Origin of the sequence: Rothia sp. HSID18069 (assembly GCF_003989155.1) — a bacterium.
Classification (GTDB): Bacteria; Actinomycetota; Actinomycetes; order Actinomycetales; family Micrococcaceae; genus Rothia; species Rothia aeria.
The window spans coordinates 51,262-76,771 of record NZ_RBMG01000005.1; the positions used below are offsets into that span (position 1 = coordinate 51,262).

Genomic DNA, 25,510 nt, shown 5'->3' on the forward strand with positions numbered 1-25,510 from the left:
CGCCCCACAGGCACCACCGGGCACCTGAATGTGCGCCGCTCCTCACACTGGCGGGGTGCAGGGATAGCCGGTGGGGCGTGAGGGGACGGGAGGGACACTGTGGACACCAAAGACTGGATTGCGCCTATAGTTACGCTGGCAATTGGTGCCAGCACCATTTTTATCTCCTATAAGAACTACCAGTCGCAAACCCAGGCGAAGCCCTCCGAGCTGGCCCGTCTGGAGCTGTGGAGCAAGCTGCTTTCAGAGTCGGGAATCGATGTTGGTAATCTGCCGCCTGACGATAAAATCACCGCTGAACAGCGCGAGATTCTGGAGAACTACCGGGTATTCCTCAAACGCGCATCCCTGGAGTCAAAGCTGCGGAAGGTGGGTATCGAGAATAACCGCCTGTTCAACCTTCTGATGAAACGCGCCCATTCTCCCGTAAAACCTACCCCTATCGGGTTTGGCGACTCCATTATTTACTATCGTCTTATTCTGTGGCTTTTTGCATTTATTTGGATTCCCATAGCCACTATTTTCCTGGGTATCCCGGTGCTGTATTCGTTCGGGGCGTATCTGTACCGCATGTTTGTAACGCGCAGCGCCGATAATTATGTGGACTACTCAATGCCTGTTGGGTCGCTCGTCATTATTATTATTGGGCTTCTCGCTATTGGTGGGCTCTGGTATTTGCAGAACAAAATTCGTTCGGCGATTATCGCCAGTAACGTGTACTTCTATTTCTGGGATACGTACGGTGCGCGTAAGGGAAGCCGCGACTCGGCGCAGGCGTACGCTGAGAGGCTGACCGCGAAAACCTACTCCGATCTGCTCTTTATTGGGCAGTACGAGTTCGCCCAGCAGTTCCGCGAGAACATGTACATGGCGGGCATTCAGGAGATTGACGAGTACCCGCGTGTGCTCAGCGATGCGGGCATGATTCCGCGCAACCACCAGGTGGTTGAGACGACCGCCGACTATAACTGGCTGGACCGCATCATTAACTGGGGACGCACCAAGATTGGTATGGAGCCAAGGCCAGCGCGCATTATCTACTCCCTGGAACGTAAGCCCCCGAAAGATAAGGGGCAGCCGGGGTTCAACGAAGACCCCCAGCCGCAGGAGCAGCCGGTGAAGAAGAAACGGTTCGGTCGCAAACGGAAGCGGAAGGAAGGCCGGGTGCTCATGCAGGCTGAACCGGCGACGGAGACGATACCCGTACCCTCCGAACAGCCGCATGATGCGGCGGGGCAGGGCTCTGCTGCAGCTGCAGAACCCCAGCCGAAGGCCGCCCCACCCACGGACGGTTCGGCAGCATCGCCCGATAAGGCGGCAAATACTGCTGAGGAGGCTCCCGCAGGGACGAAGCGCAGCCCCTCAAATCCTCAGTCGAAAAACACGGCGGAGTAAAACCAGCACCCCAAATACTAAAAGTCTCTTCAGGTAGAGCGTGTATGCAGCGCTTTATCTGAAGAGATTTTTGCGTCAGAAATATGCCGCGAAGCGTTAGGGGTGAAGTGGCTAAGGCCTGTTATAGGCTTGTGGGGCAACGGTCTGACCGGTTTGGCTTTGAGAATATTTGTGATGATTTATCCTCAATTTTTGCCGCTGGTGAGCCAGTGGGGTTTCTACCCGTAAAAAGGTGACCGATGATCAGCAGATTACCGTCGCTATCCCGTCATTCTTGCTCGGCGGTGGCGATAACTTCCGCACGCTGTCACAGGGTATGGACGCGAAAGACACCGCACTCGTTGATTCAGACGCTTTCCAGTCGTACCTGAAGGGCGAGGGCACCATTTCACCACGCTTTAACAAGCAGGCAGTGAAGATCTCTGATGTGGCTGACTCCTACGATGCGAGCGGCAACCTGACCTTCACCGCATCCGAATTGAACGTTGATTCTTTCAAGGCACCTGCCGTTGAGAAGTTGAGCGTTTCGGTAGACGGCGTTGAGCTGGGTACCGCGTCCGTTGAGGGCGGCACCGCTAAGGTTGATGTGCCGCTGGCGGGCAAGGTTGCAGCCGGTGAGCACGTTGTGATGCTCAAGGACGCGGCAACCGGCACCGAAGCGCACTTGACCGTTACGGTGGGCGGCAAGAAGGCTGTTGCGTTCCCCGATGTTCCGGCAGGTTCACTGTTCTACAACGAAATCACCTGGATGCAGCAAAGCGGCATCACCACCGGCTGGGAGGACGGCACCTTCCGCCCCTACGATTCTGTGAGCCGTGAAGCGATGGCTGCCTTCTTCTACCGTGCAGCGGGCTCACCGCAGTTTGAGGCGCCGGCGGTGTCACCGTTCAAGGACGTCGCATCCACCAGCCCCTTCTACAAGGAAATCGCGTGGATGTCATCAGCCAAGCTCTCTACGGGCTGGGCGGATGGCAACTACCGCCCCTACGACGAGGTAAGCCGAGAAGCAACCGCCGCGTTCTTCTACCGCGCAGACCAGAACGGCGTGAAGTTCTAGACGGTTCTCTCATGTAGAAGCCAACGCTAAAGGCTCTGGCACGCACTTCAAGTGCTTGTCAGAGCCTTTTTTATGGGTGAATTACCCCAATTTCAGTCACCCTATTTCCGGGGCATAGACCAAAACAACTAACGTTCAAAGAGCTTTCGGTGCTCATCTGAAACGTCTGCATTTTTGCGTCGCTCTTCGACAATGTCATCTTTGATGAATTGCTTAGTTTCTTCGTATTTGCTTCTAACCTCGGCACGAGATAACCCGCGCTCCCAAGGCTTTGTCAAAAATGCCACTAGGAGGCAGGCGACAAGAAAGAGAGCAAACATCGTTCCACCGATTGCAATACTCTGAAAAGCCAAAAACGCCCCAATACCTGCAACTACAGGAGTAACTATTACCTCATAGGCAGCATACAAAGCACCACCAGGTGAGCCATGACGTGCCTTGATAACTAACGGACGCTGAAGAAGAGTAACGATGAGCTCTGAGCCAATAACCACTAAAACTATGAAAATAACAAAATCTTGAAGATTAACCTTTAGTGCCGAAAAAGGTATTGATAACAGCCAATAGACAATTCCCACAGTCACAGCAACAATTCCGCCGGTCATCACATGCCCAATATAGGCATTAGAGAAAGGAACATATTCTGGATGCGATGTATTAAATTCTGGTTCCTGTGTCATCTGTGATTCCTTGCAGTAGATTACAAAAGGGCAATTTGTGACCTGCACCCTAATTTTAGGGTACGCGATAGAGGAAACTATCTCCTTGCGGTAACAGCGAACGTGATCTTGCAGCCACCCAAACCGTCATATATAGTCAGTAAAACTAACTTTTTGCGGTGTGGTGAACCACGTTTCACGCTAGCCCTGCTAGGTTGAGAGAAACACTGAAACCAGCGCCGCTGTTTTGACAAGGAGCTCCCATGGGCACGTTCTCGCACACCTCCACCTACACGCATCCGGTAGAGACCGTCACCGCCTGGCACATGCGCAAGGGCGCGCTCACCCGCGCCACTCCCCCGTGGTCAGGCTCCGTCGAATCAGACAAAGGCGTTGAAGAAGGCGTACAAGCTAAGCTCAAAATGGCAATACCCGGTTCTAAAGGCCTAGCCAACCGCGCATGGACGGCACTCATCACGGACGTCCACGACTCCGGTTTTTCCGACATCATGCTGGAAGGCCCGCTCAGCACCTGGAAGCACACCCACAAGTTCTTGGGCACCGCCAACCAGACCGTTATTCGCGATGACATTGAATTCACGATTGCAGGCGGCGAAGACCTCAAATCACGCGCCGTCGAAAAGAATTCAGGTGCCCTCGAATTCGCGGGCAACGTGCGCGGTGGCACCGAAATCGTCGCATCCAAGGTGGCAGCACGCCACCTCGAAAAAGTCTTTGCCGACCGCGCACGACGCGTTGAAGCCGACCTCAATTTTCAGGCACGCTACGCGGATGTCGCGCCGCAGACCATCGTCATTGCAGGCGCATCGGGCATGGTGGGCCAGCAAGTTTCTGCTCTGCTCACCACCGGCGGCCACACCGTACGCGCCCTCGTGCGCCGCAACCCCGAGGGCGAGAACGAGTACGCGTGGAACCCTGATAAAGGCGAGATTGATGAAACCGCGCTCATTGGTGCGGACGCGGTCATCCACCTGGGCGGCGCGTCCATCAACACGCGATTCAACGAGAAAAACAAGAAGAAAATTCTCGAATCACGCACTACATCCACCGGGCTTCTGGCTCGCACTATTCAGCGTTTGAAGGGTAGCGGTAAGGGCCCGAAGACTTTTGTGGTTGCATCAGCTATCGGCTACTACGGCGCCGACCGCACCGGCGAAACTCTGCACGAAGACTCAGCTGCGGGTAACGCCTTCCTCGCTGAAGTCTGCCAAAAGTGGGAGGCAGCTGCCGACCCCGCACGCGAGGCGGGCGTTCGCGTCGTACATGTACGCACCGGCATTGTGCTTACCCCGCTGGGCGGTTTCTTAAAACTGCAGATGCCGCTGTTTTTGAGTGGTACCGGCGGAACCATCGGCAAGGGCGACAACATTCAATCGTGGATTTCGCTGGACGACATTGCCGGCATCTACGTGCACGCCGTACTGCGCGATTCTGTGGAGGGCCCGGTCAACGCCGTTGCCTCATCACCGGCGAGCGCACGAAAAGTAGCGCGCCTGATAGGGCAGACGCTCAAGCGTCCGGCGCTGATGCGCGCACCAAGGGTCGCATCCGACGCTCTGCTGGGCAAAGAGGGCACCGACCAGCTGGCACTGGCAGACCAGTTTGTGTCTAACGACAAGCTGCTGAAGAGCGGGTACGTCTTCTTTGACAACCAGCTTAGCAGCGCGCTGAAGCACGCGCTGGGGTAGTTTCTTTTTCCGTTTCTCCGCCGAGATCCTGATTTAAATCAGGATCTCGGCGCGTATGAGGTGGGCGACGCGCGTTGGGCAGGTAGCGCGCGAACGCAGCCCCGTACACTGGTGCGTATGAATCTTTCGCTGGTTTTTCAGGTGCTGTTTACGGTTGTTTTCGTGCTGAGTGTGGTGTTGGCACTGTACTGCGTGTTCACGATTCACAAAAACCCACACGTTAGCCAGACCGAGAAACTCATGTGGCTGCTACTGACGTTGGCGCTACCTATTTTGGTCCTATTGCGTGGATTTCTAAGATGCGCATGGAAAAGAAGTACGCGCAGAGGCAGGCTACTCATCGAGGGTACCGCGCTCCTGATACCGCCGCTGATTCGGATTAAAGACGTGAGCACCGCTTTCACCTTTTGCGTGGGTGGTTGTGCTCAGCGGTTATTGACGGAAGCGGGACATACTTTTTCTGCCGATAGCAACAAAATGACCCTCGCAAGAACGTGAGAGTCCTCTTAAACACGATTTACAGAGGGGTATTCATAAGGGGTGCCCCGCCACTAAAAACACTTACTCCAAACTAAGCAGTTACACCCCTACATCCTCAACACACCAGAGCACACTCTCACCCCAGGGCAATCAGCTAACCCCTGTAACGGGGAACGCAACGGAGTCACCAACACCACCGGCACGCCAGCATCCAACGACGAGGCCGCCCCACCCACGGACGGTTCGGCAGCATCGCCCGATAAGGCGGCAAATACTGCATCAGGGTACTCTAGTGGCTATTCAGCTGATCAGGGTTATTCTGGAGTCGCTCCCGCTTGCACTTTTGGTGGTGGTAATAGTTTCATCATTTTTCAGAACGTACGGTCCTCCTCAGGCAAACATCATCTTACTAATATTTATAATCTTAATCCCTTATGAGGCTCATCTTGCTCTACAATTTATAGCAGTCCCGCAGCTTATCCGTGGAGTACGGTTATCGTGGGTGCGGAATATTAATATCTGTAGTCTGGTATTAGCGCCTATTATGGCTTTTTATGTATATATGTTTATGGGGTTTATGTTCCTTCTGGGGGCAATCTCGGCGATATGGAGAAGAAATCGCAGTACTGCCTGCTGTCGCTGTTTTAGCCGTTGAAGTTGCCCTGTGTGTCATTATGATTGTGGCGGCGCAGAAAACTTTGAATAATCGTACTGTAGCTAAAGCAGCAATTTACTACAGTAATATATAGGAGTTTATGTATAGCGGTTCCAGAAGAATCACCTGGGCAGATATAGAAAATAACTAAATATTATTTATGCCTCTACAAACGGTGAATACGGGTCTCTCGCATGGGGATTTGTGCTTGTTTTTACTATTATTGCATTACCCTATTGCATCTACGTTATCTTGCAGATTATCGCATTGAAGCGGTTTAGGAAATCAGTCATGTTCCGGTGGATACGGGGTGTCAATATTTACAGTCTCATTATTGGCCCTATTGCTGCGGCTTTTTATGTTCCGGCTCTTATAGGGGGTCTTTTTGGGTCATTTGTGATTTACGAAAGTTCATATTATTATATAGGGGCACTTTTTACAGCAGCAAACACTATTATAGCTACCTATAAGCTCACTATGTGCATTTTGATGATTGTTGTCACTTCAAACAGTATTAAGAAGACCGCCTAGCCTTTAGAACAAGACCAATATGAAACACCTGAAGGGAACTCTCATGAATAACCGTAGAGCCTCTTCATAAATGGCCGCACCCGGTGATTCCGTACCTAAAATCCCGTTCCGTACATTCCTCCTCAGGGCACACCTGCTAAGGATCCTTTGGGGGTTCCCTCATGTCGGTTATGCTTTTTGCTGTAGTACTTCCGATAAACCGTGAACCGTCTCCTGTTTTATACGACACATTAATGTCCCTCATATTTTTGGGGGAAATAGTATTCAGCGCGATTATGATTATCGCAGTAAGTAAAGCACTCAAACACCGGTCTTAGCAAAACATATGTGGTTAATCCTCATTGGTCGCACGCGGTGGTGCTACTGTTGGAAGGACGCCGATATGAGTCAGGAGAGACCGCATGCGCACCCTTCACATACAACAGCAGGCTCTTAAAATCACCGACCACTACATTATTTATGATGATTTAGGCCGTGGGGTGTACCAGGTTGATGAAGAGTTCCGGATGATGGGGAAGAAGATCACCGTACTCAACCTAGAAACTGGGGTGAGCTTCATGTTTACCCGCCAGGGAGGTTTTACGAACGAGTTCTATGTGGCTTTCTCCACCGGTGCCCTAGTGAATATTAAAAAATACTTTGCGTTCTTCCAGCTAAAGCTTGATGTGGACTCCAACTGTGCCCCGCCAATGCAGGTGAGGGACAGGTACCTGGGGCGTGAGTTTAATGTACGTACTGAAGAGGCTGTTGTTGCAACCATCAATAAAAAGTACTTCACAATCGGCGACCAGTATGTGGTGATGGTATATGACGATAGGTGTCAGGATATTGTTGTAGCAATTTTCCTGGCAATCGACTATATCTTGGACCGCAGGAAAGGTTCAGGAGAGAGCAGCAGCTCGTCATAACACAGCAAGGCTCCGGGGTATGGGGGTGAGGCCCCGCCAGAAAGGGGTAATTGGCGGCGGAATCTTGATGGAATAGCTGTGTGATAAGAGGGGGCAACGCCCCCTTATTTGCGTGGCTGCATGCCAAGACATTTAGGGTTGGAAGCACGCCGATGGCAGGTTCGGGGACGCACCTAGTTAATATGTAAACCTTTGAGTGAGAAATAGAAAAATCTTTACTAAGGGTTGAAAGTTCTGGGCAGTGTCTCTTAGGGTGGGTGATGGAGGGATTTTGACAGGAAACATTCTGAACTCGCTCAAGAGTGCGGAGGTTTGACTGTTTATTCCTCAGACATGCATCCGCAATCATGTGAAAGGACTAAAGACCATGCCAACCGATAACACTGGTCTTTCCCGCCGTAAGCTACTGCGTACTACCGCCATTGGTGTACCTGCCGCTGGTCTGCTCGCTTTCGGCTCTACCCTCGTGACCGCAACAAGCGCGAACGCTGTTGAGGTTGACGGCTGGTGGGGCCCTGAAACCTCAGCGGGTATCCAGCGTCTGATGATCGCCATGTTTCCCAAAGAACAAGAGATCTTTCCCATAACTGTTGATGGCATTATCAGCGCGCAACCTTCGGATATGGCACCATACTGCCCAGGTATTGTTGGCGGTTGGGAATGGGTAGATCGTGCTCAGCAGATAGCTCAGGGACTCAGTATGGGATCGCCCACAATCGGGAGGATGCAACATTGGATGGATTCATATTCTAACCAAGAAGATCCCTATATGTGGATTGGTCCCGAGCTTATTGATTCTCTCCATAAACATTATGGTTACACCAGCGTCACTGAGGTTTCTGCAAAGAAATACGGTCTTAAACCCGGTACTCTGCCCGGCGGTGGTGGAGTTATTAAAGGGCTGCAAAACGAAATTAACCAGTGGGTTGGTTAACCAACGATTCCCTCTCTACTGCATAGCCGGGGCGTATTATCTGTGGCTTAGAGCGCGCTCTGACGTAGTCTTTCCTATTGTTCTGAGCCTGAAAAATACACGAAGGAAGAGTGTCACTATGGCGAATGAGCATTCTGGTATTTCTCGCCGTAAATTACTGTACACCGCCGCCATTGGTGTGCCCGCTGCGGGCGCGCTGGGTCTAGGGGCGAACTTTGCGGCCGCATCCGTAGCACAGCCAACGCTTGAAGCCGACGGCTGGTGGGGGCAGCAAACCACGGTGCAACTCCAAAAGTTCATCTTTACCCTCTACGCGCAGGAGCTTGGCAAGCCCACCTACGGGTATGAGGAAGGCATCATAAAATTCCAGCCAGCCATACGCAAAAAAGAAAACCCCGGTCTAGGCAGCGGCTGGGATTGGGCAGCTGATGACGGCACGCAGGGTTACGACTTCACCATCTACTACCTGCAACGCTGGCTAGGCGTAGAAACTGACGGGCTTATCGGGCCCAACACCATTAAAGCTCTGCAAACCCACTACGGCATCACTGCAGACGGTCGCCTGGATGGCCCCTCAGACACCATTAAAGCCCTGCAGAACGAGCTTAATCAGCATGTCAGCTAAACGATTAGTGCACTGCAAACCTGGCTTGGGCAGCCCGCTGATGGCGTACTTGATGGGCCCTCACCGACTATTGAGGCCTGCAAAACTACCTGAACTCTCATGAAGTTAAGGCCTAAAAGGATAAGTTGTTATCGCACAAATAGTGTGACATTTTCTCACCTCGTGCATGTGGTGAGGTGAAGGAGGAATATTATGAATCTCGAAAACACCGGACTTTCCCGCCGTAAGCTGCTGCGTACCGCCGCTATTGGCGTTCCCGCCGCAGGTGCGGTTGCGATGGGGGCTACCCTGATCGCCGCCCCCGCATCCAATGCGGCTATGATTGCCGCCGATGGTTATTGGGGAACCAAGACCACACGGATGCTTCAAACACTCTTCAAACTTGATGTGGTAGACGGTATCGTCTCAAGTCAGCCCGCATCCCGTGCGAGTGCTAACCCCGGGCTGGCAGGCGGCTGGGACTGGGTGTCTGATGCTTCTGCTAACGGCTCACAAACCATTCGTGCCCTTCAGGGCATGCTCAAAGTGACCCAGGACGGGCTCATTGGGCCGGGCACTATTTCCGCGCTCCAGGCACGCTACAAGCTCCCCCAGGATGGAGTGCTAAGCGCCGAGTCTCCCACCATTAAGAGGCTCCAGGCTGAGCTCAACCGGGTCGCTTACGACTAGTTCAGCATCCAAAGCTTCAGAATCCATACCAAGCTCTGGATATACCTTCTCGTAAAGTGGGGATGATAAAAATGACGAACGAACATTCTGGTGTTTCCCGCCGTAAGCTGCTGCGTACCGCCGCTATTGGCGTTCCCGCCGTCGGTGCTGCAGCCTTTGGTGCTAGCCTGGCGACTGCCCCGGCGGCAACCGCTCTTGCAGAGGATGGGTACTGGGGCTCCGAAACGACGGTTGAGCTGCAGAAGCATCTCAACAGTGTAGCTGCCGCGAATTCCGCTGTTGTGGGTGGTCTTCCCCTTGACGGGCAGATCGATAGCCAGCCTGCCTCGCAGTCCAGCGCGAACCCGGGCTTGACCGGTGGCTGGCAGTGGGTTTCTGATGATGCCGCATCCGGCTCAGACACCATTAAAGACCTGCAGCGGTGGCTGGGCGTGAACACTGACGGTCTGATCGGCCCCAACACGATCAGCGCCTTGCAGTCTTACCTTGGCCAGACGGCAGACGGGGTATTTGATGCCCCTTCACCGGCTATTGTTGCGCTGCAGCGTAAGCTCCTTAGCAGCAACTACCCCTAAACTGAGTACTATGTGAACGCGCGGCGCCCCCGGGGCGGGATACTTGAGGCTATTCGTAGCTCACAGGTTCCCTTCTGGGGGCGTTGAGCATATACTAGGGGCCTCTGCATGTGGGTTAGTGCAGAGGCCCCTAGTATTTATGCGGGTTTTTACCCGGCTCTCTAGTGCTTAATCGGCTCGCGGGAGATCACAACCTTCACCGCGTTATGCTCGGCGGCATTTGCGAACAGGTCGTATGCTTCCTCGAACTGGTCGAAGGTGAAGTAGTGGGTTGCCATTGCCTTCGCGTTCAGGCGGCCCGAACGCACCATGTTCAGCAGGTTGCCCACGGTGTTGCAGTTCACCAGACCCATGTTGATGTTCACGTTCGAGATCCACATGGTGTTAATCGGCAGCTCTACCGGCTTGCCGTGCACACCCGCGTTCGCAACGTTGCCGTAGGGGCGAACGATCTTGGTGCAGGTCTCGAAGGTCTGCGGCACGCCCACGGCCTCAATCGCCACATCCACGCCCAAACCGTCGGGGGAGAGGGCCTTAATCTTCTCGATAAAGTCCGGATCAGCTGCGTTGACCTTATCGGTTGCTCCCAGTTCCAGAGCCTTGTTCATGCGGTTATCGTCCATATCGACGGTAATCACACGCCCGGCACCACACAGGTTCGCCGTCATGATCGCGCCCAGACCCACCGGACCTGCGCCGATAACAGCCACCGTATCGCCCGGTTTGGTGTTGCCGTTGAGAATACCCATCTCGAAACCGGTCGGAAGCGCATCCGTGAGGAAGAGAACGTCCTCGTCCGTGAGCCCCTCGGGAACCATGTGCACCGACGTCTCGGCGTAAGGAATGCGCACATACTCGGCCTGGGTGCCGTCAATCATGTACCCGAAAATCCAGCCGACACCGCCTACGGTCTGGCAGTGTGAGGGCTTATTGTCCTTACAGTATGAGCACTTGCCGCAGTTCGTGACCGCCGGAATAATGATGCGGTCGCCAACTTTCAAATCGGTGACCGCCGAGCCGACTTCGGTAATCGTGCCGATAGCCTCGTGGCCCAGAATACGTCCTTCTTCAACTTCGGGAACGTCGCCCTTGAGGATGTGCAGGTCGGTGCCGCAGATGGTGGTGGTATCAACGCGAGCAATCACATCAGTGGGTTCAAGGACGGTCGGATCCGGAACTTCCTCCCACGCCCGCTTGCCTGCGCCATAGTAAACAACTGCCTTCATAATGACTCCTTCGTTGAGTTCTATGGAGGGGGGAGCGGCGGTGATAATGTCATCACCACTCCTATAAACTTATAAATATATGTTTATAAGTTATATGTCTATTAAACACTAAAACACCTCAGCTGCCTAGATGTTACGCAGATTACATTTAAGGTTGTGGTGACTGTAAGAGGCGGTGGCGGTACATTATTAAGCCAGGTTTAAAAGCGAGAAGCGGATTTTTGACCAAGAGGGTGATATTTTCTCACCTTTCCGGCCAAAAACCCGCTTCTCGCGTATACGCACGAGGGGGGAGCGATACAGCACGGGTACCGCCCGCCTCGTCGCTTAGATACTTGCGGCGTGCCCCACTTTCACGTGGCTGTGGCGGTCACGCTCTGCATCGTGATAATCCGACTTGAAGCCCTTAAGCACCACCTCAATATCGTTTTCCTTCGCATAAACGTTGGAGAAGTCCTCAATCAGCTCCAGCACATCACTGGCAATATACGAAGAGTTCTCGGCATTGATCGTGACCTTCGAGCCGGGGCGAATATTCTTCAGCGTCTTCTTAATAGCCGCCTTGTTCAGGAACGACACCTCTTCCGCCAAATCCAGCGTGATTTCGTCGGCCTCCGCCAGCTCCTCACGGCTGAGGTAGTAGGCGCGCTTCATATTGCCCTGCAGCACGAAGAAAATACTGATTGCCAGGCCAATAGCCACACCCTCCAGCAGGTCAAGGGCAACCACAGCATCACCGCGCGGTGCCGGTAAAAGCCCTTATGGGCGGCAGAAAAACACGACGATAAACGCATGGCCACACGCCTCGTAAATGGTAGGGTGGTTGCTAAAAATAGGCTGCATATGGGGGATAGCATGGCGGACAACTACACATACCGGGATATTTCCAGCGGTGAAGCATTCCGCGAGCACCTGGGCTCACTGGGCTGGTCGAAACCACGCAAAAATCAGCCCGTATTCACCCAAGAATACGGTGAAGACCTCATATTTCGGGCCGCTTTTCTCTACGCAACATTCAACCATACGCCGGGGAAATACAGCGGCATCCCGGCGTTTTATGTGATGTCTAAAAAATGGCGTAAAACCCTGCGAAAAATATCGGCACACCTCGATCAGCCTCTTAAATCTGTGCCCTCCCCACATGACGGCGATATGTACTTTATAAGCGTTGGCCACCCCCGCTACCACGAATTTGTAGATCACGAAGCGAGAATGACTTACCTGAGGCCCGACGGGACACTCAATATAGAAGCATTCACTCGTTTCAGCACCGCCGCTCATCGGTTCATGGAAACCTTTGATCTGGCGGACTATGTGGCACTTACCGAGCAGGAGCTGCAGCAGCAGCGCCTCGATACCGTGCTGCCGGATGTGCTCGGGTATTTGTCCGTAAACACGATGAACGACCTGCGCGATGAACTCTACCGGAACGTGCACGCACATCTTACCGACCGCAGCGCCACGCTCTTCGCGGATCAGCACGTGCTGCGCCGCCGGTGGGATGTTATCGCAGACTATTTCTCGCTGACCTGACAGGCGACGGTGAGAGCCTTGTGATAGGCACGGCAAAGCCTAAACCGGCAGGGAACGGGCGGTCTCAGGAATGCGTCTGACCCGCTGGTGCATCCAGGTAAACACCCACACCAGCACGAAAGCGGCGACCATCGTCAGCACAATCGTGCCGCCAGTCGGCAGGTTAAACGCCCACGAGAAGTACAGCCCCGCGGTCGAACACAGCACGCCGAAAACCGGTGAGAACAGCATCATGGTGCCTAAACGGCGGCATGCGAGCCGCGATGCGCTGGCCGGAACCACAATGAGCGCAAGCACCAGCACATTCCCGAGCGTCTGCAAAGAAATCACCACGGAAACCGTCACGAGCACATACAGCAGAATATCCAGCCACAGCACCGGCAACCCTAACGCGCGAGCACTTTCACGATCCAGGCTCACCGTCACCAGCTGCCGATGAAACAGCCACAGAAGCAGCAGAATCCCGGCGGACATAGCCGCCGCCTGGGTAATATCGCCGCGTGAAACCCCCACAATCGAACCGAACAGGAAATCCTGAATCGACCCCGAATACCCCGGTGCCAGCGAAATAATCACAATACCCAACGCGAACGAACCGGCAAAGAAAATACCGATCACCGAATCCTCACGCAGCTTCTGGTTCTGACTAAAAATAGCCACCAAAACCGCCGTGATAACGCCCGCGATCAAGCCCCCGAACACCAGGTTGCCGCCGATAACGAACGCAACCGCCAAGCCGGGAAACACCGAGTGGGCAACCGCATCGCCAATAAAAACCATGCCGCGCATCATCACATGGCACCCCACCACGCCCGTCACCAAAGAAGCCAAGGTCACTGCGGCCAGGGCACGCGGCAGAAACGCCAGGGAAGGGTTGAAAAGGTCAAACAGAAAATCAAGGGGAGTAATCATGCCGCTGCCTCCTGCGGGGTTACACGATGACCGGCAGGATGCCCCTGCCGGGTGCCGCCGGTCGAGTCGCCGCCTGCGCCCGGTACAAGTATCTCGGGCGATGGGTTTGTGCCCGCGCTTCCGCCTTTACCTGTGCTTTCTCCCTCGCCCTCAAGTTCGCGCCCGTGCACCCAGGCGTAAAGCTGCTGCGGCGAAAAATCCTCGGCTTTGCCGTCCAAACTCAAGGAACCGCGCACCCCGCACAGCCGCGAACAAGACTCCTGCGCCGCCACAATATCGTGGGTAGACATCAGAATCGTCACGCCCTCGCCCGCCAGCTGCCGGTACAGTTCGGTGAGCGCGGACTGGGTGGGCGCATCCACCCCCGTGAAGGGCTCATCAAGAAGCAAAAGCGCCGGTTCAACCGCGAGAGCACGCGCCAGAAGCACCCGCTGCCGCTGCCCGCCGGAAAGCTCTCCGATAGGACGGTTCTTCAGCTGCATTAAATCCGTGCGTTCCAGAGCGTGAAAAACCTTGACCCAATCAGCGGTTTTAGGGCGACGAAACCAGCCGATCTCGCGGGTTCGCCCGGTCATGACCGCATCCTTGACGGTGATCGGGAAATCCCACTGAAACTGGTGCTTCTGCGGCACATAGCCGATGCGCGCCCGCGCGGTGCGCGCGGTACTGCCCAGCACCCGAATGCTCCCCGAGGCAGGATGCAGCAGCCCCATAATGGCACGTAACAGCGTGGTTTTTCCGGCACCGTTCGCCCCGAGAAGACCCACAAATTCGCCGGGGTTCAGGGTGAGTGAAAAGTCCCGCAGCACCGCCCGCCGCCCGTACCCCGCATAGAGGTTCTGGATGCTCAGCGTCGGATTTTCACTCCCCGTCGCGGGGTCGTTTTTGGAGCCTAGCACGGTGGTACCTTTACTCATCCCGCGCACCCTTTCCGCTCGCCATGATGCGCTCGGCCTGCGCCTGCGCGGCCTTATTGCGGCGCATCATGAAGAGGCCCGCTGCGGCAAGCACCGCCACAGCCCCCACGCCGAGCGCCACCGGCAGGACAGGGAACCCGCCGGATGAGGCCCCCAGACTATCGGAAGCCGCCGCAGAGTGCGCGCCCTCCGATTCGCCCGCCGGTGCCTGATCCGTGGCCTGCTGCGCCAGAGCGTACACCTCATCCGCAGTCACCGAATCCCCGATGGCGAACTTCATATAGCGGGTATCGGAAACAACCGAACCATCCACAAGTTCCGCACGGGCCGTCACCTTCAGCAGATAGGCGCCGGGCTTGGTAAACACCCAATTGGCGTGGGTATGCGTGTTCTTCTCAACCCATATATCCTGTGGCTCGTGCTTGGACGAATCCCACAAAACCTGCGGCTTCGAGAAATTCCCGTTCTCCAGGTACAGCGTGAACTGCCCCGGTCCCTGAACCTGCTCTAGGGTGAGGGTGACCCCGCGCGGGGTTTTCTGCACAAGCCCCGGGTCCTGAGTGGTCCAGCCAGGCCAGACGACCCCCTTCGTCTCGGTCTGCGGAATCACATACACCTGCTCGCCGGGCCGTGCACCCACAAACGAATACCGGTCATCATCAGGAACCTGGCGCAGGGCCGCATCGGAGCCGCGGTACAGTACATCATCCACGCTGCGCCAGATGGGTGTAGCGGCATGATCGTCATGGATCATGAGCTGAAACTTACCGTCGGTAAAACGCGGGCCCATATCAACATGCCCGCTCGAAATTTCGGTGCGTCCCGTGCCCACCGGCTGCTCGGGCGAGAGCGTCTGCTGCAGAGCCTTCTGCTCTTTGCTGAGGTTATCCCCACTCGGTCTTGAAGAGGCCGCCGCAGGTGACGGGTCGGCATGGGCAACACCACCAGCCGAAACCAGCAGGGCAGCACTAAGGGCAGCTGAAATAACCTTCTGACAAGTATTTATGCTAAAAATAGAATTTTTCAAGGGTGTTTCCTTCACAGTACTAAAAGTGCATTTTGTGGGCGTCTACAAGCCGCCCATAGCCCGCTGTATAGCCCGAGCATTAGCGCGCATCATATCCGCATAGTGGGGCGCCTCATCATCGAGCGAATCAGAATACAGGGCGCCCACCTGAACCCCGTTTTCATGGGCGACCTCACCCAAAACCGGGCTTCGCGCGCGGGTATTCTTATCAAGAAATATGGCCGGTACACGCAAATCCCTGATAGTGCGCTGCAGCCGCTGCCGCTGCTGGATGCTCGGCTCACTGCCCGCCACCGGCGTCACAAACCCCGCCACGCTCAGCCCATAAGTACTCGCCAGATAGCGGTACCCGTCATGGGTGGTAATCAGGTTTTTCGAGGCCTCGGGCAAAGACGCATAGATGCCGCGAATCTCCCAGTCCAGTTCATCAAGCTCACGCATAACACGCTCAGTATTCGCCGTGTACAGGCTGGTTCCGGGCGGGTCAGCCTCAGCGAGAGCATCACGCATGACCTGCGCGGCCGCCTTCATATTCGGCACCGAATGCCATATATGCGGGTCTATCTCGCCGTGCACATGTTTGCCAAGCACCGCCTGCGCCAGCAAATACACCTGCCCCCGATGCTCGCGCGAAGACCCCCTCAAGAACCCGTATTGGCCACCCGCAGGAACCTCCTGCAGAGTGCGCGAAGGAACCGCAATGATCGTGCGAGCCAGGTCGTGCTCGGTGACTTTCCCGCCGCTATCGGCGCGAATCACAAGCCGCCCCGTATATGCATGAACGGCTATATCAGCATGTCCAGAGGCTAAAACGGTCATATTTGCGCCCAGACGAGAGGCAGCCTCGGCAGGGTCCTCACCCACCACAACGTGCAGTGTTCCCTGCGCCTGCCGCACCCCCTCGGGTGCGTTGCGGGGCGTAGCCAGAACATCAAGTTCGTACACACCGGCATCCGCAAAAGCCCACGAAAGATGCGTATGCGCCTGCAGCGGAAGCTCCAGCGACCCCATATCGCCGGTACGCACCCTCACACCATCCTGCGTGGATTCCTGCGTGCCGCGCGCCTGAGAATCGCACATCATCTCGACCGCGCCGAAGGTCTGCGTAATAAACGCCGCAACCTGCCCGGGCCCCTTCACACGGGTAACCGAAAACGCGACCGAAGCATCCGAATCTGAGGGCGACTCAGCGGAATGGCTAGCGGATGCGCCCGAAGACTCGGCGCCCTCAACGCGCAGCCCCAACCAGATAGAATCCAGCGAGGCATCCTCCACCACGGGCTCAAGCTTGCCGCCGTACTGCTCAATCCTCTCGGCAACCGCCACCTGCGCCGAACCCTGCGGCAGGTTAGAGCTCACCATCGCCGCCATTTTGCGCTGTTCCAGCAGCAGACCGTTGGTGAACGCCAACCGCGCGTAGGCGACATCGCGCACATCCCGCAGGCTCGGCTCATAAGAATGCGGGTCTGCACCATTAGGAATGAGGGCGTGTACCCGCGCACGCTCGCCGCCAACAGCACGTGCCACATCCGCCAAAATCGGGGTTGTCGCCACCACCTGAAGACGTCCGTCGGCCTCAAAACCCAAGGACGTATTCTGTGCGGTGCAGGCGCTTAACGCCGCGCAGACAGGCAGAAAACCCAGGAAAGCGCGGCGGCTGAGCCCATTACGCGGCATGACGCTTGCGGCGGCGCACGGCGTACACGATCATGCCGCCTAAAGCGACAGCAAGCACGGAGGTGCTGACCATAAACGGGTTAAAACCGGCCCCGGTGCTGGCCAGCTGACCGGCAGCAGCGGCCTGCTGCGCATCCTTAAGTTCCTGGTTGGTGAGGGCGCAGTCCTTACCCGAGGCGGTCTTACCAACGATGCGCACCTTCGTGCCGTCCGGTTTCGTCACAATACCGCTGGCCGCATCCACGGTGCCGCGCCCCGCCTGCTTATCGGGGGTTTTGCTCTCGCCAGCGGGCGCATCATTGTGCGCACCTCCGCGGTGGCCGCCGTTATCTGCGGGTTTCTGCGCCCCCTGCTGCTTATCGCCGCCGGAGGTGTTTTCCCCGCTGCCGTTACCCACCGTGAAGTTCAGGGTGGAGGTGCTCTCAACGGTCTGCCCGTTCTTCAAGCGCACCTGCCAGCCGATCGTCACCCGGTAGCGGCCCTCCGCAGTAAACACCCAGTTGCTGTGCTGGTGCGTATTCAGCGGAACCTGAAATGAGCCGCCGCGGGAGGTGAACACTTTCTGCCCGGCGGAACCGAAGTTACCCGAGAGGAACACCGACATTGAGCCGGGGCCGTCGAACCCCTTCAGGCTCATGGTGACCGGCCCGTCGGCCTGTTTGAGAAGCTCAGGATCCTGGGTACTCCACCCCAGCCACGGTACACCCGCCTGCTGGGTAGCACCAATCATGTGCACGGTACTTCCCGCGGGGGCAATATCTTCCATGCCTGCCGGGAATTTCAGCTTCGCAGCATCACCCAACACGAAATTGAGTGAGCTGGGGGAGACGTGCTTGGGCGGGCTGAACCGGTCATCTTTCACGGCAGAGCTCAACGTGGAGCCGTTCAGCACCGGACCCACATCGAAATGCCCTTCAGTGGCGCGGTCTGACCCGCCGTATTCAGCCACGTTCTGCACCGTTGCCGTGTGCAGCGCGGGCTCAACACTCGGGACGGATGCGGGGCTGCGCAGGGACTGTTTGGCGTCTTTGACCTGAACCTCGGTGGCGTAGCATTTCTCGCTGCCTGACCCCGCCGAATCCGACCCGCCTGAACCAGCCCCACTGGAACCCGCTCCGCCCCCGGCAGAACCCGACCCGGCTGCCGCACTCTGATGAGACGCACCGGGGGCCACATTGGCGCTATTGGAGCCGCGCACGCTTTTACCGCCGGATGCGCCCGCCGGCGGGGTGATGCTCTGTACAGTACCGTCTGTTCCGGTGCCGCCTGAGTCGGCAGTGCTGGCGGCACCATTACCCCCAGAAGGTTCCGCCGCGTTTACCGCCTCCGGGGTGCTGCGATCGGCAGCCCCCGACCCCTGACTGGCACTGTTGCCAGCCTGCTGCGCTTGGGGCTCTGGCGCGGACCCCTGCGCGGCAGGGCTCTCGGCTCGTGGCTGCTGCGGTGCACCGTTCGAGCCCCCGCTGGCGGGGGCACCCGCCTGCCGCACATTATGGGTGTTGGCCCCCGAAATATTGGCCGGGGTTTTCGGCGCGCCTGCACCGGCGGGGGAGGCCGCGCTCGCGGCTGCCGACCGGTCAGCGGCTTCGGGGGCGCCGCCGTGCCGCTCGCCCTCCTGGGTGCGCATCTGCTCAAAAATATTGGCCGGAACATCGCCCACCGCCACCGTGTAGGTCTGCTCAGCGCTGATCGGTGTGCCGTCGGCGCGCTGAGCTGTCGCCCGGAAAGTAAGCCGGTAAACACCCGGTGCGGTAAATGCCCACCCGGGGTGCGCATGCTCACCTGCGGTTATGGTGTGGGCGGGCAGATTCTCGCGTGAACTGAACAGGCGCGTGGGGCCGCTGGGGTCCTCATGGAAAACCTCAACGGAGCCACCATCGGGGGCCTGGGTGCGCACAAGTTCGAGTGATATTTTGTTCTCTTTCAGTGCGTCGCGGGGGATACTATCAGCCCCGAAGCCGGGGTGAAGAATCCCGCCGGTGCCGGTGTGCGGGATATACCAGATAGGGGTGCCTTTGGGGGCAATAAATTCATAGCCTGCAGCCACAGTGCTGCGGGTGGAGTCAGTATTTGGCAGGTGGAAAACAGTTCGTGCGGGATCGTAAATACCTTCACCGTCGTGTGTGCTGGCCCTCGAACCCAGTGTGAGGGCACCGTCGCGCAGGGAGAGATCTACCAGGTTGGCGTGCACCCCGGCAACAGTATTTTCCCCATCAATACGGTGGGTTCTCTGGTTGCTAGTGGTGTCCGATGCGCTCGCGGTGCCGTGTTCTTCGTGCGCGAGGGCTGGTGCTGCGGGGGTGAGGACAAGCCCGCAGGTGAGCGATGCGGCACTGAGTAGGGTCAGGGCGGATGTGCTTCGTTGCATGTGTTCCTCCAGGTGCGTGATGCGGTGACTGGGCGCGGTTTGGCGCGGGGGAGTACGTTCGCCCCCGCGCCGTTGGCGTATTCGGGAATCACTATACAGAGCATTTTTGTTAATGACAATTATTCGCAAAAATGCTACGCTATTGCCCGTAAAAATTAGAAAGGAAAGCATGAACACGCACCTCCGAACCCAACGTCGGGCACCCGGAAAACCCCTAGCGCGCCTCTCCGTCGCGGCGCTGATCATCCTCACCGGGTTAGCCCCCAGCATCACAGCCCACGCCGGGCCTGACGACGGGCGCATCATCACCACCAAAGGCCACGTGGACGCCCCCAAAGCCTACTGGGAAAACGGCACGTTCGTTCTCAAAAATGAATCCAACCCCTACAAGACCGGCGCCGACCTCTACGACCTCGACAAAACCGTCAACTGGGTCGGTAAAGGCTGGGACGGGCGTAACGGCGCCTCACAATACACCCTCACCCTCCCCAACTCACCCAGCCTAGGTTTTCTAGGTGAGCCCGGGCAGACCCTCTACATGGCGCCCACCCTCACCTGGGGCAACCACGACCCCATCTGGGCGGGTCTGGGTGCATCCGTCAAAATCCCTACCGAACAGTTCCGTGACGGGGTGTTCGCCACCGACATCCTCTCGGTGGACGGCCCCGGGCGCATGGAGCTATTCCGGTACAACCCCGACGACGGCCCCGCTCAGATCAACCGCATTCTCTCAAGTACCAGCACCGGCTGGCACTCCTGGCTGCTGAGCAAAGGCAGCCACACCCACAACACCACCACCTTCACCCGGCCCGGGCGGTACGAAGTCACCTACCGCACTGTGGCCCGCGGTACCGACGGCAGAATCATCCAGTCCGCGCCGCAGAAACTCGTGTGGCAGGTAGGCGGTAATAAGCCTATTCTTGGTGACGGAACCCCCACCGCCGTACCCACAGAAGAGCGCTATAACGCCGCGAATGTGGGGAACCTGGACACCGCCAAATATGTGCTGTCCGTGGCACCGCACACCCCAGACCCGGACCCCGCCAAGAGGAGAGACGCCGACGATAAGCTCAGCGACATCACCTTCACAGCGGGCGATAAAAACCTCAAAGGCAAGCTCACCCTGTACAACAACGGGTACTTTCTGACGGATCTTGATGTCACCAACGGCACCGCCACCTGGAGCGAAATGATGGGCGGCGAATCATCCCACCTGCAGGCGGTGTTCACCCCTGAAGGTGACAGCGGTGCACGCTGGATCTCGCATCAACTCGCGTATGAGCCTGGGCGGGCTGAGAGCGTGTACAGTGACGACGGCAACGGCCAATGGCCCGTAAAAACCCCCGAAGAGCGCAACACTACCCTCAATACCGCCACCTACACCCCCGCCAGCGGCGACTATACGGTGCGCACCGTACCCTCCACGCAGGAAGGGTACCGCACGATTGAGGTGACCTTTGCCGACCCGAACTTCCGCGGGTTTATTCGCGGCGGGTTCTACGCCCCCAACGACTACGAATACCCCAAATTCGATATTGAAACCACGGTCGAAAACGGGGTGGCGCGTTTTACCTACCGGGAAGACAGCTACTTTGAGAACAGTGAACTGATCGCCAAAGTACTGCCGCACCCAGATATGAACGCGCGCGCCTCGAGCGTGAAACTCACCGGTGACTACCGGCGCGGCGGCGACTATAGCGTATCCGGCACATTCACCGTGGAGGGAACCGCCGGGCAGGCCCCCGCCGACCCCGCACCCAGTGCTCCCGCCGGTGAAACGCCCGCCCCGTCGTCCAGCCCGAGCGCCACACCCGCTGCGCCTATTACCCCCGCCCCGTCCCGCACAGAACCAACCAGCCCAGCACCAGCCGCCTCAGGGCCAGCCCAGGGTGAGCCTGCCGCATCGGCTGCAGCGCCCCCACCCGCCCCGTCGCACCCCACCTGTGATGCCCGCACCCTTGATGGCCGCCGCAAAATCCACGACGGGCACCTTGACATTCAGGGGCAGCTGCGCGACAAGCAGCTTCACGTGGGCCTGAAAGACGATAGCGGTCTGATCGACCCGGACTCGACCGTGCGCCCCCTTGATTCGGTGGTGCTCACCGTGAGCGATCGGGCACGCCGCACCCGTAATGAGCACATGAGCAGCCCCGCCCTGAACTTCATCGGCCCGGTAGGCACCGCTTTCTACGGGCTGCCCCAGACCCAGATCAAGGGGCTGCCCTGGCCGGGGTACAGCACCGAGAATATTGACTACTCCCAGCTGTCGGGCGGGGTGAAACTGCACGTGGTGCCGCGCACCATGCCGCGCGGCGCCCGGTTTGGGGTGTTCACAGAGTCACTGACCGGAGCGGATGTGCTTCTTGACTCCACCACCGGCAAAGACACGATTGATATTGCGTACGCCACTCACGCGCACGCGAACTGGGTGTTTACCGAACCCGGCCGGTACGGGTTTGACGTGTACTACACCGCCACCCTCAAGGACGGTACGGAGGTAAAGAGCGAGGTGCAACGCATGCAGGTTGCGGTGGGGGATGAGGCCGCGAACGGCTGCTCAACCGGCGACTCCACCGGATCTGCAGCCCCCGGCGCGTCTGGGGGCGGCACCGCTGCACCCTCCGGTTCTGACCGCGCCACCCCCGGCGCCGGAACCACCGACAACACCACTTCTGCGCCCGCACCCGCTGGCGAACCTGAGGCCACAGCACCCTCGTCCGGGGCAGGTGACTCATCACCCGGTGCCGCGCCTGCACCCGCGAATAATGGCTATGGTGCCGGTGCTCATGGCTATACTGCTGGTGCTGGCACCGGTTCGGATAGCAGCTCATCAGACGGTTACGGTGCCTCAGCTGATAGTGGTGCTGGCGCGGCCGGATCGTACGCCGGTGGCTCTGGCGGATCTGGGGCGGTATCCGGTGGGTCTTCCGGTGCGGGCTCCTCGGCTGGGGCGTTGGCGCACACAGGGTTCGCGGCCGCTGGTGTGGCTGCTGTGGGTGCGGCTGCCTTGGCAGGCGGCATTATTTTAGTTGTCATTCGCCGCCGCAGCAGCTCACGCTGATTCTTGGCAGCAGCATACTCGCCCCACGAGTGAATAGCGTTCCTCTAGGGGTATATGGCGTCCCGGCCTGTAGAACAATACTGACAGGCCGGGACGCCATATTTCTGAGCAATATCTGGCTATTTACGTATGAACCTGAATGTATTAGAGTCCGGTGAACGATAAATGTGGGTTATTGTATGGAACCCTCACGCAGGTGCGTGCTAAAAAATATCCGAAAACACTCTTTAAATTTCACGAAATACATACATAGTGCGGGTGCCTGCCCAATAATTGTTTACAGATTTTCGTTTATAGGGTCACACAATAATAGGTCAGCATAGTGTGGTGAGTCTCCTCATAACTGCAGCCATACTTTCCTGGCATCCTAGGTACACTTAAAGACGGCAGTTACACGGTAATCACAAAAACACCGGCAGTACGGGGTGAGGAGGCACAATGCAGGCAGCGTATCAGGGCGCGCCGCTGGGTTCGTCCTACCGGCTGGTGGAGCCCGTGGGGGAGGGCGCGGTCGGTACCGTGTGGACGGCCACCCGTTCCGATACGTCTGCGTTATTCGCTGCGAAGCTGCTTAAACCTGAGTACGCGAACAGCCCCGAATTCCTGGAGCGTTTTGTCCGGGAACGCACCGTGCTCATGCAGCTTCAGCATTCGAGTATCGTGCCGGTAGTGGACATGATCGTTGAGGGCGGTAACCTGGCGATTATTATGGAGTACCAGCACGGCGGTACTCTGCGCGATATGCTCCGCACCTTGGGCACGATTGCCCCCGGCACGGCTTTGGCAATGATGGAGCGTGTGCTGCTGGCCCTTGAACAGGCGCACCGTAAAAAGGTGCTGCACCTGGACATTAAACCTGATAACGTGCTGCTTTCCGGTAATCCCACCGAGACGTTTCCTGAGCAGGTGCGGGTAGCTGACTTCGGTATCGCCGAGCTCACCGGTGACGGCCCCGCATCCAGTACCACCGGGCGCGGCAGCTACGGCACGCCCATGTACATGTCGCCTGAGCGTAAACACTATGGCACCGCCACAGAATCCGCTGACGTGTACTCGGTGGGGGTGATGCTCCATGAGCTTCTGATTGCCTACCCGCCCACACCGAACAGCGGCAACCCCGCCGGTGTGCACGAGAGCATCCCAAACGACCTGCGCACTGCCCTTGAGGCGATGCTCGCCACCTCCCCAGATACGCGCCCCACCGCCGCGCAGGCTGCCGCGTCGCTGCGCGCCCTAGCAGCCCGGTACGCCCCGGCCCCGCCAATGCTGCCGGTGAATCCTCCCAGCAGCCCCCAGCACACCCCGCCAGGCACCGGCCCGGGGGAGCGGATGGTAACGGTTGTGCGTGGGGCTTCAGCTGTCTCCCAAGACACCGTGATGGGCACCCAGATGCCGGTTGAGCCTTTGCCCCACTTGGGGGAGGCATCATCCCAGACGGTGCTGCGTCCGGTGCGTGTGAGCCCCGAACCTGAGCAGCAGGCACAGGAGGAAGAAGAGGAAGAACCAACGGGCGGCTTTACGCGGCAGCTGCGCCGCCCGATCGTGTGGGGGTCAATCCTGAGCGTGCTGCTGATTGTGGTTGTGATCGGCGTGGTGATTTGGAACCCTGTGGCCCCGAAGAAGACCGAAACCACCCACGAGAAGTGGTCTGCGCAGGGCAACGATTCTAAACCGTTGCCCTCGGGGCTGGGCACGCAGGTTTCAGCGGAATACGATTCATCCTCGCAGAGTGCTTCTCTTACGTTTAAGTTCTCGTCGCAGAAGTCCGCGCTGAAAGGCGATATTCTGCAGGTTATCCCCGGCACTGCCGAGGGCGGCACCTGCCCCGAGACGACGTGGAGCCCCTCTAAAGGCCAGAAAGCGCAGAAGAACCACGCCACAATCACCGGTATTGATAAGAAATGTTCGTGGTCTTTGCCGGAGGTGGAGATCCCCGCAAACTCGACGGTGTCGATGACTGCCACAGTGAAGGTCTCAATTTCGGATCAGAAGGACTTGCAGAAGTGGGTTTCTGAGATTGAGCGTAAAACCCAGGAGGCCATTACCGACCGCGAGGTGCAGTCCACCTCGTACCCGCTGCAGCGGTTGCAGGCGATTGCGGTGAAGGTGCCGGATAAGGTGGTTAATCAGAGTGCCCTGCCGATTACGGTGGTGCCGGTGTGGCCCAGTGGGCAGGACGATGTGCACCCCATCCTGCGTTCGCCAGCAACGGGGGACCCGTCACAGGTGGTGCAGGCGGTGGCCCCGGACCAGTCGGCGGTGCGTTTCACGGATAGCTGTGCGGGGCATATTTCGGTCTCCGCGGATGGTAAGACTGTTACGACCCTATCGATTGCTCCGCAGTGTACTATCACTGCGACGGTGGGTAATTATACGGATATTCGGAGTAACCAGTTCAGTATCACTGCCCGTTAGCACCCCGGCCAGGTACGCCCCAAGCCCCGAATATAGCGCGCCCCTAAGATCGGGTGCACCGGCAGCCCTCATTATTGGGGCATAGGAAACCCCCCAGAAGCTGCGGTATGTGTACCGCGGCGACTGGGGGTTGAAGTGGCTTCCCTCTCATCCGCAGGGCTGCTGTATGGCAGGGCG

Annotated in this window: 20 protein-coding genes; 12 read left to right on the forward strand and 8 right to left on the reverse strand. The window is 57.6% G+C overall.

Annotated elements, in window-relative coordinates; translation table 11 throughout:
* Window positions 1–99: 99 nt before the first annotated feature.
* Both D8M41_RS10465 and D8M41_RS10470 read left to right on the forward strand, forming a co-directional pair.
* On the forward strand, window positions 100–1,395 hold the full coding sequence (locus D8M41_RS10465) for a CoA-disulfide reductase (RefSeq protein WP_126926983.1): 1,296 nt from the start codon (window positions 100–102) through the stop codon (window positions 1,393–1,395).
* 232 nt (window positions 1,396–1,627) lie between these two features.
* Window positions 1,628–2,452, forward strand: a complete 825-nt coding sequence (locus D8M41_RS10470) for an S-layer homology domain-containing protein (RefSeq protein ID WP_006889042.1) — start codon at window positions 1,628–1,630, stop codon at window positions 2,450–2,452.
* 128 nt (window positions 2,453–2,580) lie between these two features.
* On the opposite strand, the gene D8M41_RS10475 is transcribed toward D8M41_RS10470, so the two are convergent.
* Window positions 2,581–3,132 carry a hypothetical protein gene (locus D8M41_RS10475; protein ID WP_006889078.1) on the reverse strand — a complete coding sequence of 184 codons (552 nt, stop codon included), beginning with the start codon at window positions 3,130–3,132 and terminating at the stop codon, window positions 2,581–2,583.
* 242 nt (window positions 3,133–3,374) lie between these two features.
* Between D8M41_RS10475 and D8M41_RS10480 the strand changes: the two genes are divergently transcribed.
* From D8M41_RS10480 to D8M41_RS10505, 7 genes are all read left to right on the forward strand, one after another.
* Window positions 3,375–4,820, forward strand: coding sequence for a TIGR01777 family oxidoreductase (locus D8M41_RS10480; protein ID WP_006889075.1), 1,446 nt, complete (start codon window positions 3,375–3,377; stop codon window positions 4,818–4,820).
* Between the two features lie 242 nt (window positions 4,821–5,062).
* On the forward strand, window positions 5,063–5,203 hold the full coding sequence (locus tag D8M41_RS11595; protein ID WP_153269377.1) for a hypothetical protein: 141 nt from the start codon (window positions 5,063–5,065) through the stop codon (window positions 5,201–5,203).
* A 1,684-nt stretch (window positions 5,204–6,887) separates the two neighbouring features.
* Window positions 6,888–7,394 carry an LURP-one-related/scramblase family protein gene (locus D8M41_RS10485; RefSeq protein ID WP_023133914.1) on the forward strand — a complete coding sequence of 169 codons (507 nt, stop codon included), beginning with the start codon at window positions 6,888–6,890 and terminating at the stop codon, window positions 7,392–7,394.
* A gap of 367 nt (window positions 7,395–7,761) precedes the next feature.
* The gene (locus D8M41_RS12030) at window positions 7,762–8,328 is read left to right on the forward strand and encodes a peptidoglycan-binding protein (protein ID WP_238693523.1); all 567 of its coding nucleotides are present in this window, start codon (window positions 7,762–7,764) and stop codon (window positions 8,326–8,328) included.
* 118 nt (window positions 8,329–8,446) lie between these two features.
* Window positions 8,447–8,953 (forward strand): Tat pathway signal sequence domain protein, encoded by a 507-nt coding sequence (locus D8M41_RS10495; protein WP_023133912.1) that lies wholly within the window; start codon window positions 8,447–8,449, stop codon window positions 8,951–8,953.
* Between the two features lie 192 nt (window positions 8,954–9,145).
* Window positions 9,146–9,622: a peptidoglycan-binding protein gene (locus tag D8M41_RS10500; RefSeq protein WP_126926984.1), complete on the forward strand. Its 477-nt coding sequence runs from the start codon at window positions 9,146–9,148 to the stop codon at window positions 9,620–9,622.
* A gap of 71 nt (window positions 9,623–9,693) precedes the next feature.
* Entirely contained in the window at window positions 9,694–10,197 is a 504-nt protein-coding gene (locus D8M41_RS10505) for a peptidoglycan-binding protein (protein WP_126926985.1), read from the forward strand.
* 161 nt (window positions 10,198–10,358) lie between these two features.
* On the opposite strand, the gene D8M41_RS10510 is transcribed toward D8M41_RS10505, so the two are convergent.
* Both D8M41_RS10510 and D8M41_RS10515 read right to left on the reverse strand, forming a co-directional pair.
* A complete protein-coding gene (locus tag D8M41_RS10510) occupies window positions 10,359–11,423 on the reverse strand; it encodes an alcohol dehydrogenase catalytic domain-containing protein (protein WP_126926986.1) in 1,065 nt (354 codons plus the stop codon).
* Window positions 11,424–11,750: 327 nt separating this feature from the next.
* Window positions 11,751–12,152 (reverse strand): SulP family inorganic anion transporter, encoded by a 402-nt coding sequence (locus tag D8M41_RS10515; RefSeq protein ID WP_126926987.1) that lies wholly within the window; start codon window positions 12,150–12,152, stop codon window positions 11,751–11,753.
* Between the two features lie 126 nt (window positions 12,153–12,278).
* Here D8M41_RS10515 and D8M41_RS10520 point away from each other — a divergent pair, with 126 nt between their 5' ends.
* Entirely contained in the window at window positions 12,279–12,956 is a 678-nt protein-coding gene (locus tag D8M41_RS10520; protein WP_231375397.1) for a hypothetical protein, read from the forward strand.
* A 39-nt stretch (window positions 12,957–12,995) separates the two neighbouring features.
* Here the strand turns inward: D8M41_RS10520 and D8M41_RS10525 are convergent, their stop codons facing one another.
* The 5 genes from D8M41_RS10525 to D8M41_RS10545 are packed head-to-tail and all read right to left on the reverse strand — an operon-like array spanning window position 12,996 to window position 19,857.
* Window positions 12,996–13,868, reverse strand: coding sequence for an anchored repeat-type ABC transporter permease subunit (locus D8M41_RS10525; RefSeq protein ID WP_023133905.1), 873 nt, complete (start codon window positions 13,866–13,868; stop codon window positions 12,996–12,998).
* Window positions 13,865–14,785 carry an anchored repeat-type ABC transporter ATP-binding subunit gene (locus tag D8M41_RS10530; RefSeq protein WP_023133904.1) on the reverse strand — a complete coding sequence of 307 codons (921 nt, stop codon included), beginning with the start codon at window positions 14,783–14,785 and terminating at the stop codon, window positions 13,865–13,867. The genes D8M41_RS10525 and D8M41_RS10530 overlap by 4 nt, the downstream gene beginning before the upstream one ends.
* A complete protein-coding gene (locus tag D8M41_RS10535) occupies window positions 14,778–15,812 on the reverse strand; it encodes a choice-of-anchor M domain-containing protein (protein ID WP_126926988.1) in 1,035 nt (344 codons plus the stop codon). Before D8M41_RS10535 ends, D8M41_RS10530 begins: the two co-directional genes overlap by 8 nt.
* Before the next feature lie 42 nt (window positions 15,813–15,854).
* Window positions 15,855–17,489 carry an anchored repeat ABC transporter, substrate-binding protein gene (locus tag D8M41_RS10540; protein ID WP_126926989.1) on the reverse strand — a complete coding sequence of 545 codons (1,635 nt, stop codon included), beginning with the start codon at window positions 17,487–17,489 and terminating at the stop codon, window positions 15,855–15,857.
* The gene (locus D8M41_RS10545; protein WP_126926990.1) at window positions 17,479–19,857 is read right to left on the reverse strand and encodes a TIGR03773 family transporter-associated surface protein; all 2,379 of its coding nucleotides are present in this window, start codon (window positions 19,855–19,857) and stop codon (window positions 17,479–17,481) included. Before D8M41_RS10545 ends, D8M41_RS10540 begins: the two co-directional genes overlap by 11 nt.
* 169 nt (window positions 19,858–20,026) lie before the next feature.
* Between D8M41_RS10545 and D8M41_RS10550 the strand changes: the two genes are divergently transcribed.
* Both D8M41_RS10550 and D8M41_RS10555 read left to right on the forward strand, forming a co-directional pair.
* Complete coding sequence (locus tag D8M41_RS10550) at window positions 20,027–22,918, forward strand: choice-of-anchor M domain-containing protein (protein WP_126926991.1); 2,892 nt, start codon at window positions 20,027–20,029, stop codon at window positions 22,916–22,918.
* Between the two features lie 438 nt (window positions 22,919–23,356).
* Entirely contained in the window at window positions 23,357–25,333 is a 1,977-nt protein-coding gene (locus D8M41_RS10555; RefSeq protein WP_126926992.1) for a serine/threonine-protein kinase, read from the forward strand.
* Window positions 25,334–25,510: the final 177 nt, after the last annotated feature.